Genomic DNA, 14,812 nt, shown 5'->3' on the forward strand with positions numbered 1-14,812 from the left:
GCCGCCATCGCCATCCGCGATGACAAAACCCGGCATGGCTACAATGGACCGTCTCGTCCGCCTTCCCGCCCGCCTTGCCATGCGTCTCGATCCCACCTCCCTCAAGCTCTTCATCAGCGTGGTCGAGCAAGGCACCATCGCCGCGGCGGCCGAGCACGAACACATCGCCGCGGCGGCGATCAGCAAGCGGATCAGCGAGCTGGAAGAGAACCTCAAGATCCGGCTGCTCATCCGCACCAACAAAGGCATCCGCCCCACCCCGGCCGGCATCGCGCTGTCCACCATGGCGCGGCGCGCCCTGCATGAGCTGGACGAAATCTCCGTGCACATGCGGGATTACTCGCGCGGCCTGCGCGGCTTCATCCGAGTGCATGCGAATATTTCCGCGATCACCCAGTTCCTGCCCCAGGACATCAAGCTCTTCCTGAACGACTATCCCAACGTACAGGTCGACCTGGAAGAGAAAATCACCTCCACGATCATCAAGTCGGTCGCCGAAAACGCGGCCGACGTGGGCATCTTCTCCGGCACCGCGCCAGACCACGACGTGGAGATCCATCCCTACCGCGAAGACACGCTGGCGCTGGTGGTGCCCGCCGACCATCCCTTGCAGGACAAACCGGGATTCCGCTTCGCCGATGCGCTGGAACACGACTTTGTGGGCCTGCATCGCGGCAGCGCGATCAACCGCATCCTGTCCAACGCGGCCAGCGACGAAAAGCGCAATATCCAGCTCAAGGTGCAGGTCACCGGCTTCGACGCGCTGTGCTTCATGGTGAACTCGGGGCTGGGCATCGGCGTGCTGCCGCTGGACATCGCCCGCCGCTACTCGGTCATGTTCGACATCCGCATCATTCCGCTGACCGAGCCGTGGGCACGGCGCCAGATCCAGATCTGCGTGCGCTCTTTCGACGCCCTGCCCACCGCCGCCAAGCTCTTCGTCAACCACCTGAGCAAGCGCCAGCCCTGAACGCAGGAGCCGGCGCTGACACCCGCCTTACTGCTTGAGCTCTTCCGGCTTGATGCTGCGGCTGACCTCGTCATCCACGGTCACCACCTTGCCGTCGATCCAGCGCACCAGGCGGAAATCGCGGTAGGACAACGCTTCGTGGTTTTCCTTGGTGAAGGCCGGCGCGTAGGTCTTGATCACGCCATCGACCTTGCCCAGCTTGTCCAGCGCCTGCTGCACCTTTTCGCCGTCCGTCGAATTGGCCTGGGTCATCGCGGCGGCCAGGATCTTGACCGAGTCATAGGCATGGGCGGCGAAAACATAGGTCGGCAGCTTGCCTTCCTTCTTGATGATGGCGTCGTAAAGGGCGCGGGATTGCGGGGTGGAGTCCTCGGTGATCGACGCGGTGAAGATCATCTTCTTGGCCAGTTCCGGTCCCGCGATGCGCAGGAACGGAGGGCTGAGGTTGGCCCAGGAACCCAGTGTCACCGGGAAGTAGTTGATCTTTTCCTGGCTGCGCATCAGGTGCCCATTGGCGTCCGCCAGCGCATAGACAATCACGGTATCCGCGCCCGCGGCCTTGATCTTGTTCAGCTGCGACGACATGTCCGTGTCCTTGGGACCGAACTTCTCGTTGGCGACCGGAGTGATGCCGTACAGGCCCAGCACGTGCGCCGCGTCCTTGGCGCCCTGTTGGCCGTAGCCGGTGGTATCCGCGATGATGGCGATCTTCTTGTTCTTGGTGGCCTTGGCCGCATAGGCGGCCAGGAGCGTAATCTGGTCCAGGTCGCGCATCGAGACGCGGAAGATGTAGTTCGCCGGTTCCTTGCTATAGCGGTTGGTGATTTCGGTGGCCGTGGCCGACGGCGAAATCGTCGGGACCTTCTTTTGCTGCACGATATGCAACCACGCCAGCATATTGCCGGAGTTCACGCCACCCAGCATCGCCACGACCTTCTCGTTGTCCACGAGTTCGTTGGCATTCTGGATCGATTTGGGCGGCGAACCCACGTCATCGCGCGGCACGATGACCAGCTTGCGCCCCAGCACGCCTCCAGCCGCGTTGATCTCTTCGGCGGCCTGGCGCGCGCCCGACAGGGCCGACACGCCGAAGTCGGCCGAGCCGCTGGCCGACATGTCGCTGTTGTAGCCGATCTTGATGTCGGCCTGTGCCCACGCACCCGGCGCAATGGCCATGAAGGCGGCCGCGCAAGCGATGTGGAATAGCTGCTTCTGCTTTTTCATTACCTTGTCTCCAGACGTTTTGTAATGCTGCTTCGACTTGCTTCCGCCCTCGGTCTGTGTGCCGTTCGCGGTCCACCCTGCGCGCTGATGCCGTGGAAATCGTCCAGGTCCCGCCCAGGACGCTAGAGAATCAATTCGATCGGATTCTCCAGCAACTGCTTTACCGCGCCGAGGAAGCGCGCGCCCAAGGCGCCATCAACCACCCGGTGATCCGCCGACAGCGTCAGGCTCATGACATGGCCCACGCGGATGTCGTCGCCGTCGACTACGGGCTGTCTGACCACGGCGCCCGCGGCCAGGATGACGCTTTGCGGCGGATTGATGATGGCGGCGAATTCGCGCACGCCATGCATGCCCAGGTTCGACAGCGTCAGGCTGCCGCCTTCGTATTGTTCGGGCCGCAGCCGGCCTCGGCGCGCCTGCTCGGCCAGTTGCGCGATCTCGGCGGAGATCTCGCTCAAGGACTTGCGGTCGGCATTGCGCACGATGGGCGTGATAAGTCCGGAATCCAGCGCCACGGCTATGCTCAGGTCCACCTGGGCAAGCCGCGCAATGCCTTCGTCCGTCCATTGCGCATTGATGGCCGGCACCCGTGCCACCGCCCGCGCTACTGCCATCGCCAGCAGGTCGTTCAGGGAATGACGCACGGGCTCCGGCGCGGCCTGGCCACGCGCATTGAGCGCGGCGCGGGCGGCCATCATTGCATCCATGCGGCAATCGACCGTCAGGTAGAAGTGCGGCACCTGCTGCTTGGACTGGACCAGGCGGCGCGCAATGGTGGCCCGCATGGGCGTATGCGGCTGCAGCGCGGCGCCGGCAGGAACCGCAACGGCAGGCGCGGACTGCGCGGGCCGCGCGGCCGCGGCGTTCTCGATATCTACCCTGACGATACGGCCATTCGGGCCGCTACCTGCCAGCGCATGCAAGTCCACGCCCAGCGCCCGCGCCAGGCGCCGCGCCGAAGGGCTGGCGAACAGGCGATGCTCGGCGAGGCCGGAGCGGGCGTCGGCAGGCGCGGCGACAGCGGCAACCGGGGCGGGCGCCGCAATGGGCGCGCTGACCGGCGCGGCGGCGGGCGGCGGGTTGGCGGGTGGCTGCGCCCCGGCCCCCTTGCGCATCAGCGTCGCAATGACGTCCCCCACCGGCACCTCGGTATCGCCTGCGGGCACGTGGATGCGGTCCAGCACGCCGTCATCCAGGGCTTCCAGTTCTATGACGGCCTTGTCGGTTTCGATCTCGGCCAGGATATCGCCTACCTTGACCGTGTCGCCGGACTGCTTCAACCATTGCAGTATCTTGCCCTGCGTTGTGCCCGCGCCGATGGCGGGCATCACGACCTCGATATCCATGTCTTACTCGCTCTAAGTGTTGGCCAGATTGCCTGTCTTCTCGATGTACAGGGCAGCGTCCGAAATGTCCGCCACGATCGCCGCGCGCGCGCCTTCGGCGTCGCGGCGTTTCAGTGCATCCAGCAGGGCGGTGTGATGGCTGAAGGACTCCCAACTTTCCGACTTGCGGTCCTTGCTGCCCATGCTTAGCGAAAACAGCGGCGCGATCTGCAGCCAGATGTTCTCGATCATGGTCACCAGCAGCGGCATGCCCGCGGCCTCGTACAGCGTGAAATGCAGGTTGCGGTTAGCCTCGATGGTCTTCAAGGTATCGATCTTGCGCTGATGCCCGAGCTTGTCGAACTCGTCGGCGTGGCGCTGGATACGCGCAACCGTCGCATCCGTCATGATCTTGGTGGCCTCGGCCGCAGCAAAGCCCTCCATGCAGCAGCGGATGCGCACGATCTCGCGGAACTTGGTCAAACCCGGCTTGGGCACGCGCAACCCACGGCTGGGCAACATTTCGAGCGCGCCTTCGGCGACCAGCTTGTTGACGGCTTCGCGCACCGGCATAGGGCTGGTATTCAGTACCGAAGCCAGGCCGCGCAACGTGACTTTTTCTCCTGGCGGCACGGCGCCGCTCATCAAAAGCTCGCGGGTCCGCTGGTAGATCTGGTCCGCGACGGTGATGCGTTCCTGCTTGTCGAGCAGGCCTTCCAGTGTGCTGTTGTCCATGTCGTCTCAATTCATGTAGACGCCACCGTTCACGTCCAGGGTGGCGCCGCAGATGTAGCTCGCGCCATCGGAACAGAGAAAGGCGATGGGCAAGGCGATTTCGCGAGGCCGGGCGATGCGCCGCAGCGGAATTCTATTCGCATCGAAAGTCTGCCCCCGGGTCATGCCCGTCTCGGTCGCGCCGGGCGCGACGCTGTTGACGGTAACCCCGGAATTGGCCGCCTTGCGGGCCAGCCATTTGACGAAGGCGTGCGTGCCGCCCTTGGCCGCAACGTAATGCGGGCTGGCGGCCAGCCCGCCCATGCGCGCCGCCACGGAAGACACCAGCACCATGCGGCCGGCGCGCTGCGCGCTCATCTTTGCCAACGCGGCGCGCGTCAAGTGCATCAGCCCCAGCAGGTTGATATCGATGACCTGGTGGAAAACCTCGTCCCAGCCTGTCTCGTTCCAATCGTCCCAGGGGCAATAGCCCGCGTTGGCCACCAATGCATCCAGGCGCGGAATAGCCGCCACGGCGGCCTCGGCCGCGGCCCGGTCGGTCACGTCGAACGCGATGGCGCGTGCCTGCGCGCCGTCGCGTGCCAAACGCTCGGCCAGTTCCTGCGGGGCCTCGCGGTCCGCCAGCACCAGCGAAGCGCCCTGCTCCGCGCACACCTCCGCGGTCGCCTGGCCGATTCCACCAGCCGCGCCCGTTATCAGTATGGTCTTGCCCTCAAGCGCGCGCGGCATGAACGCTCTCCGAATGGGCCGCCGACAGCGCGCTGTCGGCCTGCATTTCCTCGATAAGGGAACGGATGTCGTCCTCGCCTGCCAGCGCGGCGCGCTCCAGCGCCTGCGAAACCACGGGCGGCGCCCAGCGGCCGGTGACGCGCTTGACCGGTTGATCCAGATAATCGAAATAGCGGCGCTGGATCTCATCCGCGATCAGCGCGCCCAGGCTGGCGCCCCGCGTGGTCTGTTCGACAATGGCGACGCGGCCCGTCTTCATGACCGAACGGCCAATAGTGTCGTAATCGATATCGCGTTGCGATAGCGTGCGCAGATCGATGACATCCGCGCGGATGCCCGTCTCGTCCACCATGCGGCAGCATTCTTCCACCATGGTCAGGGTGGTCAGCAGCGTGATCTGGTCACCCTCGCGCACGCGCTTGGCGCGGCCGATCGGGATGTAATAGTCCAGGTCCTTGGGCACCAGTGTCTTGCGCTTGTGCAGTTGCTGCGGCTCGATCACCAGCACGGGGTCCTTGCAACGCAGTGCCGAGTTCATCAGGCCGACGTAGTCGAAGGCGTTGGAAGGCGCCAGGATGCGCCAGCCCGGGAACAGGGCGAATACCCCAGCCGGGTCCATGGAATGCTGCGAGCCGTAGCCTTCGGGCCCGGGGATGCGGGCGCGCAGTACCAGCGGCACTGCAGCCGTGCCATTGAACAGATGGCGGATCTTGCCCGCCTGGTTCAGCAACTGGTCGCCCGCCACCAGGAAGAAGTCGCTGTACATCAGTTCGACCACGGGTTTCAGCCCCGACAGGGCCGCGCCGGTGGCCAGGCCGCAGAATCCGTTTTCGGTAATGGGCGTGTTGACGAGCCGGCCGGCGAACTTCTCGGTCAGCCCACGCGTGGCGCCGACCGTGCCGCCGCCCATGTTCGCCACGTCCTCGCCGAACACATGGATGCTGTCGTCCTCGGCCATGCGCGCCCCCATGGCCCGGGACATCGCCTCGATATAGGACAGAGGTTCCATGTCCTCGGGCGCATAGTCCTCGGCCTCGGCATAGCGCACGCCCTCGAACTCCGACATGTCGCTATTGAGGTTCTCGTCCACGCTGGCCGCGGCGGGCCACAGGCTGGCCTTTATGCGCGCCGACGAACCGGTGCCTTCGATGCAGGACGCGGCGGCAGCCTCCACGGCGTCGGTCACGGTGGCGTCGACAGCCGCGAGTTCGTTCTCGCGCAGGATGCCGCGAGCCTTCAGCTCCTGTTGCAGGAACAGCCAGGGGTCGCGCGCCTTCCAGGCGTTTTCTTCTTCGCGCGTGCGGTAGCCGAACGCGCTGCCTGGAATCGACGAACTCTGGTGATAGTAGCGATAGACCTCGGCCAGGATGAAGGCCGGCCGACCCGCGCGGGCAATATGCTCATGCGCCCAACGCGTCGCAAGCCAGGTGGCAAAGGGATTCATGCCATCCACCTTGACCCCCGCGATGCCGTGGCCCTGGGGCCGCGTCAGCAGCTCGGTTTCGTAGGTGGACTGCTCCACGCTCATGGACACCGCGTACTTGTTGTTCTCCAGGAAGAAGATCATGGGCAGGCCGTAAAGCGCCGCCAGGTTCATCGCTTCATGGGTGGCGCCCTGGTGCACGGCGCCGTCTCCGAAGAAGGTCACCATGGTCTTGCCCGAGCCGCGCTGCTTTTCCGCATAGGCATGGCCACAGGCAATCGGGATGCCCCCGGCCACGATGGCGTTGGTGCCCATGATGCCGAGTTCGGCGCGGCGCAAATGCATGGAGCCGCCGCGCCCCCCGGTCCAGCCGTCCTTCAGGCCCAGGATCTCATGCATCATCCCCTGGATTTCCTGGCGCATGCCCAGGGTCAGGCCCGCCGCGGATGGATCCAGGTCCTCGCCGTACAAGGCATTGATGGCCTTGGCGATGCACTGGTGATGGGCGCGATGGGTGCCGTTCATCAGCGTATCCGGCGGCAAGGCCGCAAGGCAGCCCGCGGCGGCGCCTTCCTGGCCGATGCTGGAGTGCGCCGGTCCGTGCACCAGGTTCAGCTTGTCCAGCTGCAGGATTTTTTCCTCGAAGCGGCGCGCCGCCAGGAACAGCGTCGTCAGGCGCAGCGCCTCGGCGCGCGTCAGTTGCGCCCAGTCGCTTTCTTCCACCACCAGTTCGTGCACAGGCGTCTTCTGCCGGAGTTCCTCGAATCGCATGCCGTTCCCTCGTTGTTCTTTCGGGCCGCCGCAAGGCGTTCAGATGTGCGCCGTCACGCCGCCGTCCACCACCACGCTCGCCCCCGTCATGAAGTCGGACGCGGCGCTGGCCAGGAACAGGGCCGGGCCGACTAGGTCTTCGGGTTCGCCCCAGCGGCCCATCGGCGTGGTGGCGACGACGCGCTCGGCGTGTCCGGGAATGTCCACGCGCGCCTGGCGCGACAAGGCGGTGTCGATCCAGCCCGGCTGGATAACGTTGACGCTGATGCCGTCGGCGGCCCAGGCGCAGGCCAGGGAACGGGTCAATTGCAGTACCCCGCCCTTGCTGGCTGAGTAGGCTGCCGTCATGGCATTGGAGGCCAGCGCCAGGATGGAACCGATATTGATGATCTTGCCCTTGCCGCGCGCCTGCATCTGGGCGTGCACGGCCTGGCACATGTTGAAGCTGCCCTTCAGGTTGATGCCGATGATGCGGTCCCAGACGTCTTCGGCGTACTGCTCTGGCCGCATGCGGGTGTTGACCCCGGCGCAGTTCACCAGCACGTCGACCCCGCCGAAGGCCGCCACCGCCTCGGCCACGACTGCCGAGCACGCCGCGCGGTCTTCCACTTGCAGCGCGTAGCTTCCGGTCTTGGCGCCGGATCCGCGCAACTCGGACGCCAGCGCGTCGAGCTTTTCCCCCGCCAGGTCGGTCAGCACCAGCGTCGCGCCCGCCCGGGCATATGCCCGGCTGAGCGCAGCGCCAATACCGCCTGCCGCGCCGGTGATCAAGACAACCTTGCCTTGGAGATCGAAGAGATCGTGTTGGGCCATGCTGCGTCCCCTGAATGCTATTTTTGATATGTGATCACAAATTTGATTCTAGGAACCCGGCCCGGGAGCCGTCAACGGGGAGCGTATCGGGGTCTACCCGTAGAACGAAAAAATGGCGGAACGGGATCTACCCGTTCCGCCATGGCGCATTAGCTGCTTGGGATGGATTCGTCAGTAAGTCATGCGCACGCCCAGCAGCACGCTGCGTCCGGGCAGCGGGGCCACCGTGGAGATGAAGGACGCGTGGTTGTATGCCAGCTTGTTCAGCAGGTTGGTGCCGCGCAGGTAGACTTCATAGCCCGTGGCGCCGTACTGGCCGCGATACGCGACCACTGCGTTGACCATGTTGTAGCCGGGCGTGCTGTCCTCGTACGCGGCGATGTCCTTCTGGGCGAACACGCGCGCATACTCGACGCCGCCCGACCACTGCTGCCATTTCATGTTGGCGCGCACGCCGGCGCGCGCCGCCGGAATGCGCGGCAGGTTGCCATCGCCGCCGGTCAGTTTGCCGCGCACGTAGTCGCCAAATACGGCAGCCGAAAACACCGGCGTGAACTGGTGACGCAGCTCGCCTTCCACGCCCGTGAACTCCGCATCGCGCTGCGAGTATTCGATCAGACGGAAATCCTCGTAGCGGTCCAGCGTGTTGGCGTAGATGTAGTTTTTCACCCGGTTGTGGAACACGCTGGCCGAGAACGTCGTGTCGCCGGCGTGCTTGCGCAAGGTCAGGTCGATGTTGTGCGAAGTCTCGCGGCTCAGGTCCGGATTGCCCAGCTCATACGTATTGGTAGCCAGGTGCACCCCGTCGGCATACAGCTCCTGCGCGGTGGGCAGGCGCTGCGAGCGCGACAGGGAAAGCGCCACCGAATACTGCGGCGCGAAATCCCAGATGGCCGCGGCCGACAAAGAGGTGCCAGACAGGCTGCTGCGCTGCGCGCCTCCAGTGGGCGAGATGCGCTGCCAGTCCTGGCGCGCGCCCAGTTCGAAGCGCCAATCGTTCAGCTGGTATTCCTCGAGCACGAACAGGCCATAGGAGCGCGTCTTGCTGCGCGGCAGGAAAGCTTCTTCGCCATCTGCGCGGAAATCGCTGTAGGCATTCTGCACGCCCACCACGCCGCGCCAGCCTGCAACTGGCTTGTGCTGCATTTCCACCCGCAGGTCGTAGCCCTTGTTCTTGAAACGTGTGCCCACCTCGCCGCCTTCGATCTCGTCGTGCTGGTAATCCGTCAACCCTCCGCGCACGCGGATTTTTTCGAAGCCCGCGAAAGGATCCTGGTATTCGGCGCGCAGATCGAGGCGGTTGCTGCGCAGCTTAACGTAGGGCACGCCACCGTGTTCGTGATCATGGTCGTGATCGTGCCCCTCTTCTTCGTGATCATGGTCGTGGCCGCCGCAGTGCAGATGGGTGCCGTGGGGATGGCAGCCTTCGTATTCGTGGTTATGCCCAGGCAGCCCGTATTTGCTTTCCAGATGCGTGAACGCCAGGCCCACGTAGCCGCGCGGCGTAATCCATGACATGCCCACCGTGCCCTGTGACGATTCGCTGTATGAGCCTTCCAGCTTTCCGCCGGGCCAATCCGGCACGTCATAGTCGCTGGTGCGGCGCTTCAGGCCTTCGACGCGTACCGCGAACTGGCCTTCGCCCGCGGTGATGCCTACCGCGCCCGCACGCTCCTTGGTGCCGGTGGCGCCGCGCAATTCGGCTTCGGCTTCGATGCCTTTTTCGGGTACCGCCGTCGGGATTTTCTTGTCCACGACATTGACCACACCGCCGATCGCGCCGCCGCCGTACAACAGCGTGGCAGGGCCGCGCAGTACCTCGATGCGCTCGGCCAGCAGCGGTTCCACCGTCACGGCATGGTCAGGAGAAATGCCGGACGCGTCCATCACCTCGGAACCGTCGGACAGCACCTTTACACGGGGCGCCGTCTGGCCTCGGATCACCGGACGGCTGGCTCCGCCGCCAAAGGTATCGCTATTGACGCCGGGCAGGTTCTTGAGCGTGTCGCCCAGGGTGCCATTGCGCTGCTCGATCAACTCGTCGCCTTCCAGCACCGATGCCGGCAACGTGGTGCTGTTCAGGTCCAACCCCAACGGATTGGCCGAGACCGTGATGGGAGCCAGCGTCCTGGCTCCAGCGGCATCCGGCGCCGTCTGGGCCTGAGCCGCCGGCGCGGCCAGCATCAGTGCGCAGGCCAAGGGCTTGAGGCCGCCCGTGAAACGTACCCGCCGACCGCCTCTTGCGCCAATTTCCCGCACCCGCCCCTGCTTCTTGCCGTTCATTCTTGCCCTCTTAAATGTTATATCATTACAAACAAGGAGCAAATGATATAACATTTCAATTGCAAGGCAAGAAAAAGGGCGCCGTTTGGACACTCATCCAACCGACGCCCCATCCGGCTCAGGCAGCCGGCGCCAAGCACGTCCGCCGAAAAGCGCTGCCGCCGTTTTGCTCCGGGCTTACGCTTGCAGCCCGCACAGCGCCTGAAGCACCGCCACCCGGCTTTGTCCCAGCACCATGCCCTGCCAATCTTCCTGGCCGCAATAGAACGCGTCCAGCGTCGCCTGCAGGATCTCGCGCCGCAACGCATCGCCGGCTTCGGGATGGGCACGCAGCCAATTGCGCCCGCGCAGCGCGAGAACCACGTCGGCCCACGGCTGGGTGCCGAACTCCAAAGCCATCAGCGTGGGTTCGGAATCGGGGCAGGCCTGGTAAATCAGACCTGCCAGATGGCCGGTGATGTCCACCGAGGCGGAACTGCCCTGGTATGGCACGGCGATATCGGCGCCCCACCAGCGCCGCGCCCGCGCCACCTCGGCCTCGTCGCGGCGGCCCGCATAGATCTTCTCGCCATGGCCCCGCGGTCCCAGGCCGGTGTGCACGTCGATCCAGCCGATGCGTGCATAACGGCTGGCATGGGTTTGCAGAATGTCGCGCAGGTTCACAAGCGACGCCGCGGGACGATCCCCGCCATAGAACAGGCCGTCGGCATGGGTGTACTGTCCCTGCGAAACGGCCTGGGTCACGGCGGGCAGGCCGTGCTGCTCGATATGGCGCGCGAGATCCTGCCGGTTCTGATCCGTGGGCGGCCATTCTTGCGGCAGCAGCAGGCCATGAACCAGGCCATAGCCGGGGTTGGCCGGCAATGCCTGGCTGCCGAAGGGTTGCGCATTGCGGTTCAGGTCCACGTTGCCTTCATCCGTGCGCGCGACCCACGAAAAACCGTACGGGTTGACGGCGTGCACCAGCAGCAACGCCACGCCCGCGCGCCTCGCCCGCTCCAGCATGGGCGCGTCATCCAGCAGCGCGAGCTGGCAGCCCGAGCCGCAAAAGCCCTCCACGCCGTGCGTGGCCGACGTCATGATCAGCAGCCGCTCGGCGTTCTCGTCACCGATCAGTGCCACGTCTGTCGCCAGGGGTTCGCCTTCGCTGCCCAGCGGCTCGATCGCGTAAGACTGGACGTGCGCGGCCAAGGGCGCCGCGGCGGACAGGAAGCGGTCGCGGGCCTGCGCGTAGCTGGATGAGAAATAGCGTGTGATGGACTGCATGCTCATGCCTCGCGGTTGTCGATTTCATGGCCGGTACGGTCCTGGATCCAGAACAGCACCACGGTGGAAAGCGTCACGGTCACCATCAGGTACCAGGCCGGCGCCATCGGATTTCCGGTGACGTGCAGCAGCCAGGTCACGAAGAACTGGGCAAAGCCGCCGAACACGGATATTCCCAGCCCATACACGACCGACATTCCGGTCGTGCGCACCGCCTTCGGAAACAGTTCCGGCAGCATTGTGATGACAGGCGCGGTCTGCAACGCCAGCAGCACCGCCAGCAAGGCAATCACCGTCATCAGGCGCCCGGTGCTGGGCGCGGACACCAGCCATTGGAAGCATGGCAGCAAGGCAGCCACGGTGGCCGCGCGGGACCAGAAGATCACCCGCTTGCGCCCGACCCGGTCGGCCAGCATGCCGACAAACGGCGCGAGCAGGAAGCCGATGGCACCCAGCACCACGCTGGCGAACAGGGTGGAGGTGGCAGGCAGGCCCAGCTCCTTGTTGGCGTAGGCCGGCATGTAGAACCCGATAATCTGCGCGCACACCATGCCTCCGATCACCAGCAGGATGCCCTTGGCCACTGGCGCCTTGTGATCGGCAAACACGCGGCGCAGGGGCTGATGGCCAGTCGCGGCCCGCGGTTGGTCTGCGGCGGTACGGGCGGGCTGCTCCAGCGTTTCCTCAAGATTACGGCGGATGTAGGCGCCTACGGGCACGGTCAGGATGCCGATGACGAAAGGCACGCGCCAGCCCCAGGCCTGCATCTGCTCCTTGCTCAGCGCCGCGGTCAGCAAGGCCACCGTCAGCGCCCCCAGCATCACACCGAGCGACTGGCTGCCGAACTGCCAGCTGGAGTAGAAGCCGCGCTTCTCGGGCGGCGCGTGCTCGACCAAGAGCGTGGTCGATGCGCCCACTTCCCCGCCTGCTGCAAATCCCTGGATCAACCGCGCCAGCACCATCAGCACCGGCCCCACCACTCCCATTTGCGCGTAGGTCGGCGCAGCCGCGATCAGTGCGCAGCCCAGACCCATCAACCACAGGGTCAGCGTCATGGCCGCGCGCCGTCCGTGGCGGTCCGCATAGGATCCGATCAGCATGCCGCCTACCGGCCGCATCAGGAAGCCGACGCCGAAGGTGGCGGTGGTCAAGAGCAATTGCCCGTAGCCCGAGGCGGCCGGGAAAAACAGCGGCCCGATGACCAGCATCAGGAATGTGAAGACGGTGAAGTCGAAGAACTCCAGCGCGTTGCCGATGGTGGTGCCGGCGATGACCCGCCGGCGCATGGTCGGCGTATGAAGGTCCTGCCGCCCCGGCGCGGCGGCGATAGCGATAGACATTTTTTCCCCTTGATGTCCGTTCCGGTGGCGGCCGGCCCGTGAATCCGGACGCTGCGCCTGCCCCGTGGACACGAATATACGGACGACAGACGATAAGGAAAAGACAGCATTTTTGTTCCAGTGCATACTTTTTCTTATACGATGGCGAAAATCGATCCGCCGGATCCGGAGCGCGTCCCATGAACTTGCGCCAATTGCGCGCCTTCGTACTGATTGCCGAACACGGCAGCATCCGCGCTGCAGCACGCGCGCTGTTCGTCACCCAGCCCGCGGCGACGCGCAGCCTGCGCGAGCTGGAACAGAGCGTGGGCGCCGAACTGGTGCGGCGCAGCGCCCGGGGCGTGGAACTGACGAGCTACGGCCAAGCCCTGTACAAACGCGCCATCCTTATCCTGCAGGAAGCGCGCAAGGCGCAGGAAGAGATCGGCCAGATGCGCGATGGCGAAGGCGGCACGCTGAATCTCGCCTTCAGTTCGGCCGCGCTGACGATCCTGCCGGCCGCGCTGGGCGCCTTCCGCGCGCGCATGCCGCGCGTGGCCGTGACATTCAACGAGGTCGCGCCGCCTTATAGCCATGAACAGCTGGAATCGGGCCGCTACGATTTCCTGGTGCAGACGGAGTACGACGGCGACATCGACGACGGCTTCGCGCGCAGCCCGCTCTTCACGCTGCCGCTCGCGGTCGGGGCGCGTGCCGGCCATCCGCTGCGCCGGGCCACCAGCCTGGCCGAACTGCACGATGCCCTGTGGCTGCTGCCCGGCAATATCCAGGCGCCCGCCAACCTGCTGCGGCTGGCCTTCGCTGCCCACAAGCTGCCGGCGCCCCGCGACGTCATCCCCTGCCAATCCATCGCGGTTGCGTTGGCCATCATTGCCGAAAGCGATGCATTGGGCATCTTCGTGCGCAACCTGTTCGACCACAGCCTGCTGCCGCGCGGCCTGCGCATGTTGCCCTTGGCGCACGACCTGCCGGCCGCCCGGGTATCGATCCTGACCCGCGCGGACTCTCCGCCGACACCAGCCGCGCAGTGCTTCATCGATTGCCTGCTGGAAGCGCGTGCAAAATCGGGCGGCAGCGCGCCGCCGACGCCACGCTGACGGCGCCACGGCCTCGGGCCAAGCGCGTGTGTGCCGGGCCACGACGGCTACCGGTTATCATCGACGCTGCTCCTGCCCTGGCCGCCATAGCGGAGGCCGGCCTTTCCTGTCCTCCCCATCAATGGCGTTTCCCCGACTACCCTCCCCGCCCACGCTGACCGATACCGTCGCCAAGCGCCTGCGCGCCGAAATCGACGAAGGTCGAGTGCTGCCCGGCGCCAAGCTTCCGACCGAGAGCGCACTGGCCGAACAATTCGGCGTCAGCCGCACCGTCATCCGCGAAGCGGTCTCGCGGCTGCGCCAAGATGGCGTGGTGGAAGCCCGGCAAGGCAGCGGCGTGTACGTCACCGGCCCCAGTGGCAACCGGGCGCTGCGCATCGACGCGGCCGAACTGTCTACGCTGGACGCCGTGCTGCACATCGTGGACCTGCGCCGCGCGCTGGAAACAGAGATTGCGGCCCAGGCCGCCGCGGTGCGCAAGAAGCAGGACATGGTCGACATCGACGCAGCGCTGGCCGCCATTTCGCAGGCAGTCGAAAACGGCGGCGACGGCGTGAAGGAAGACGTGGCGTTCCACCGCAGCATCGCGCGCGCCACAGGAAATCCCTATTTCATGACGACACTGGCCTTCGTCAGCCAGTTCATGGAAGCGGCCACGCGTGTGACGCGCGGCAATGAGGCCCGCCACGCGAGCCTGATGCGCGACGTGCTGCAGGAACACATCGCCATCGTCGAGGCGATCCGCAAGAAGGACGTGGACGGTGCGCGCGAAGCCGCGCGCATCCACATGGTGAACGCGGCCAAGCGCCTGCGGCAGGCGCACCGCTAGCCGC

The 14,812-nt window shown here is 65.6% G+C and carries 12 protein-coding genes; 3 read left to right on the top strand and 9 right to left on the bottom strand.

What is annotated here, in order from left to right:
* Positions 1 to 79: 79 nt before the first annotated feature.
* On the top strand, positions 80 to 970 hold the full coding sequence (locus VCS63_RS00600; RefSeq protein ID WP_042797523.1) for a LysR substrate-binding domain-containing protein: 891 nt from the start codon (positions 80 to 82) through the stop codon (positions 968 to 970).
* 27 nt (positions 971 to 997) lie between these two features.
* On the opposite strand, the gene VCS63_RS00605 is transcribed toward VCS63_RS00600, so the two are convergent.
* The 9 genes from VCS63_RS00605 to VCS63_RS00645 form a co-directional block, all read right to left on the bottom strand.
* Positions 998 to 2,194 carry an ABC transporter substrate-binding protein gene (locus VCS63_RS00605; protein ID WP_042796206.1) on the bottom strand — a complete coding sequence of 399 codons (1,197 nt, stop codon included), beginning with the start codon at positions 2,192 to 2,194 and terminating at the stop codon, positions 998 to 1,000.
* A gap of 122 nt (positions 2,195 to 2,316) precedes the next feature.
* Positions 2,317 to 3,543 carry a dihydrolipoamide acetyltransferase family protein gene (locus VCS63_RS00610; protein WP_042796205.1) on the bottom strand — a complete coding sequence of 409 codons (1,227 nt, stop codon included), beginning with the start codon at positions 3,541 to 3,543 and terminating at the stop codon, positions 2,317 to 2,319.
* A 12-nt stretch (positions 3,544 to 3,555) separates the two neighbouring features.
* Positions 3,556 to 4,257, bottom strand: coding sequence for a GntR family transcriptional regulator (locus tag VCS63_RS00615; RefSeq protein WP_042796204.1), 702 nt, complete (start codon positions 4,255 to 4,257; stop codon positions 3,556 to 3,558).
* 6 nt (positions 4,258 to 4,263) lie between these two features.
* Positions 4,264 to 4,986 carry an SDR family NAD(P)-dependent oxidoreductase gene (locus tag VCS63_RS00620; RefSeq protein WP_323878006.1) on the bottom strand — a complete coding sequence of 241 codons (723 nt, stop codon included), beginning with the start codon at positions 4,984 to 4,986 and terminating at the stop codon, positions 4,264 to 4,266.
* Positions 4,970 to 7,180: an alpha-ketoacid dehydrogenase subunit alpha/beta gene (locus VCS63_RS00625; RefSeq protein WP_323878008.1), complete on the bottom strand. Its 2,211-nt coding sequence runs from the start codon at positions 7,178 to 7,180 to the stop codon at positions 4,970 to 4,972. Before VCS63_RS00625 ends, VCS63_RS00620 begins: the two co-directional genes overlap by 17 nt.
* Positions 7,181 to 7,219: 39 nt before the next feature.
* Complete coding sequence (locus VCS63_RS00630) at positions 7,220 to 7,993, bottom strand: SDR family NAD(P)-dependent oxidoreductase (protein WP_063960218.1); 774 nt, start codon at positions 7,991 to 7,993, stop codon at positions 7,220 to 7,222.
* Between the two features lie 171 nt (positions 7,994 to 8,164).
* A complete protein-coding gene (locus VCS63_RS00635; protein WP_104654151.1) occupies positions 8,165 to 10,177 on the bottom strand; it encodes a TonB-dependent receptor domain-containing protein in 2,013 nt (670 codons plus the stop codon).
* Between the two features lie 276 nt (positions 10,178 to 10,453).
* Positions 10,454 to 11,542, bottom strand: coding sequence for a M14 family metallopeptidase (locus VCS63_RS00640; RefSeq protein ID WP_149065248.1), 1,089 nt, complete (start codon positions 11,540 to 11,542; stop codon positions 10,454 to 10,456).
* A gap of 2 nt (positions 11,543 to 11,544) precedes the next feature.
* Positions 11,545 to 12,882, bottom strand: a complete 1,338-nt coding sequence (locus tag VCS63_RS00645; RefSeq protein WP_323878009.1) for an MFS transporter — start codon at positions 12,880 to 12,882, stop codon at positions 11,545 to 11,547.
* A gap of 179 nt (positions 12,883 to 13,061) precedes the next feature.
* Between VCS63_RS00645 and VCS63_RS00650 the strand changes: the two genes are divergently transcribed.
* Positions 13,062 to 13,979 (top strand): LysR substrate-binding domain-containing protein, encoded by a 918-nt coding sequence (locus VCS63_RS00650; protein ID WP_323878011.1) that lies wholly within the window; start codon positions 13,062 to 13,064, stop codon positions 13,977 to 13,979.
* Positions 13,980 to 14,100: 121 nt separating this feature from the next.
* A complete protein-coding gene (locus VCS63_RS00655; RefSeq protein WP_042796197.1) occupies positions 14,101 to 14,808 on the top strand; it encodes a FadR/GntR family transcriptional regulator in 708 nt (235 codons plus the stop codon).
* Positions 14,809 to 14,812: the final 4 nt, after the last annotated feature.

Source organism: Achromobacter sp. D10, from assembly GCF_035282245.1.
Classification (GTDB): Bacteria; Pseudomonadota; Gammaproteobacteria; order Burkholderiales; family Burkholderiaceae_B; genus Achromobacter; species Achromobacter insolitus.

Coding starts and splice junctions, on each gene's coding strand:
- VCS63_RS00615 (WP_042796204.1), bottom strand. CDS start 4,257: ATGGACAACAGCACACTGGAAGGCCTGCTCGACAAGCAGGAACGCATC.
- VCS63_RS00605 (WP_042796206.1), bottom strand. CDS start 2,194: ATGAAAAAGCAGAAGCAGCTATTCCACATCGCTTGCGCGGCCGCCTTC.
- VCS63_RS00655 (WP_042796197.1), top strand. CDS start 14,101: ATGGCGTTTCCCCGACTACCCTCCCCGCCCACGCTGACCGATACCGTC.
- VCS63_RS00635 (WP_104654151.1), bottom strand. CDS start 10,177: ATGCTGGCCGCGCCGGCGGCTCAGGCCCAGACGGCGCCGGATGCCGCT.
- VCS63_RS00650 (WP_323878011.1), top strand. CDS start 13,062: ATGAACTTGCGCCAATTGCGCGCCTTCGTACTGATTGCCGAACACGGC.
- VCS63_RS00600 (WP_042797523.1), top strand. CDS start 80: ATGCGTCTCGATCCCACCTCCCTCAAGCTCTTCATCAGCGTGGTCGAG.
- VCS63_RS00620 (WP_323878006.1), bottom strand. CDS start 4,986: ATGCCGCGCGCGCTTGAGGGCAAGACCATACTGATAACGGGCGCGGCT.
- VCS63_RS00645 (WP_323878009.1), bottom strand. CDS start 12,882: ATGTCTATCGCTATCGCCGCCGCGCCGGGGCGGCAGGACCTTCATACG.
- VCS63_RS00610 (WP_042796205.1), bottom strand. CDS start 3,543: ATGGATATCGAGGTCGTGATGCCCGCCATCGGCGCGGGCACAACGCAG.
- VCS63_RS00625 (WP_323878008.1), bottom strand. CDS start 7,180: ATGCGATTCGAGGAACTCCGGCAGAAGACGCCTGTGCACGAACTGGTG.
- VCS63_RS00640 (WP_149065248.1), bottom strand. CDS start 11,542: ATGCAGTCCATCACACGCTATTTCTCATCCAGCTACGCGCAGGCCCGC.
- VCS63_RS00630 (WP_063960218.1), bottom strand. CDS start 7,993: ATGGCCCAACACGATCTCTTCGATCTCCAAGGCAAGGTTGTCTTGATC.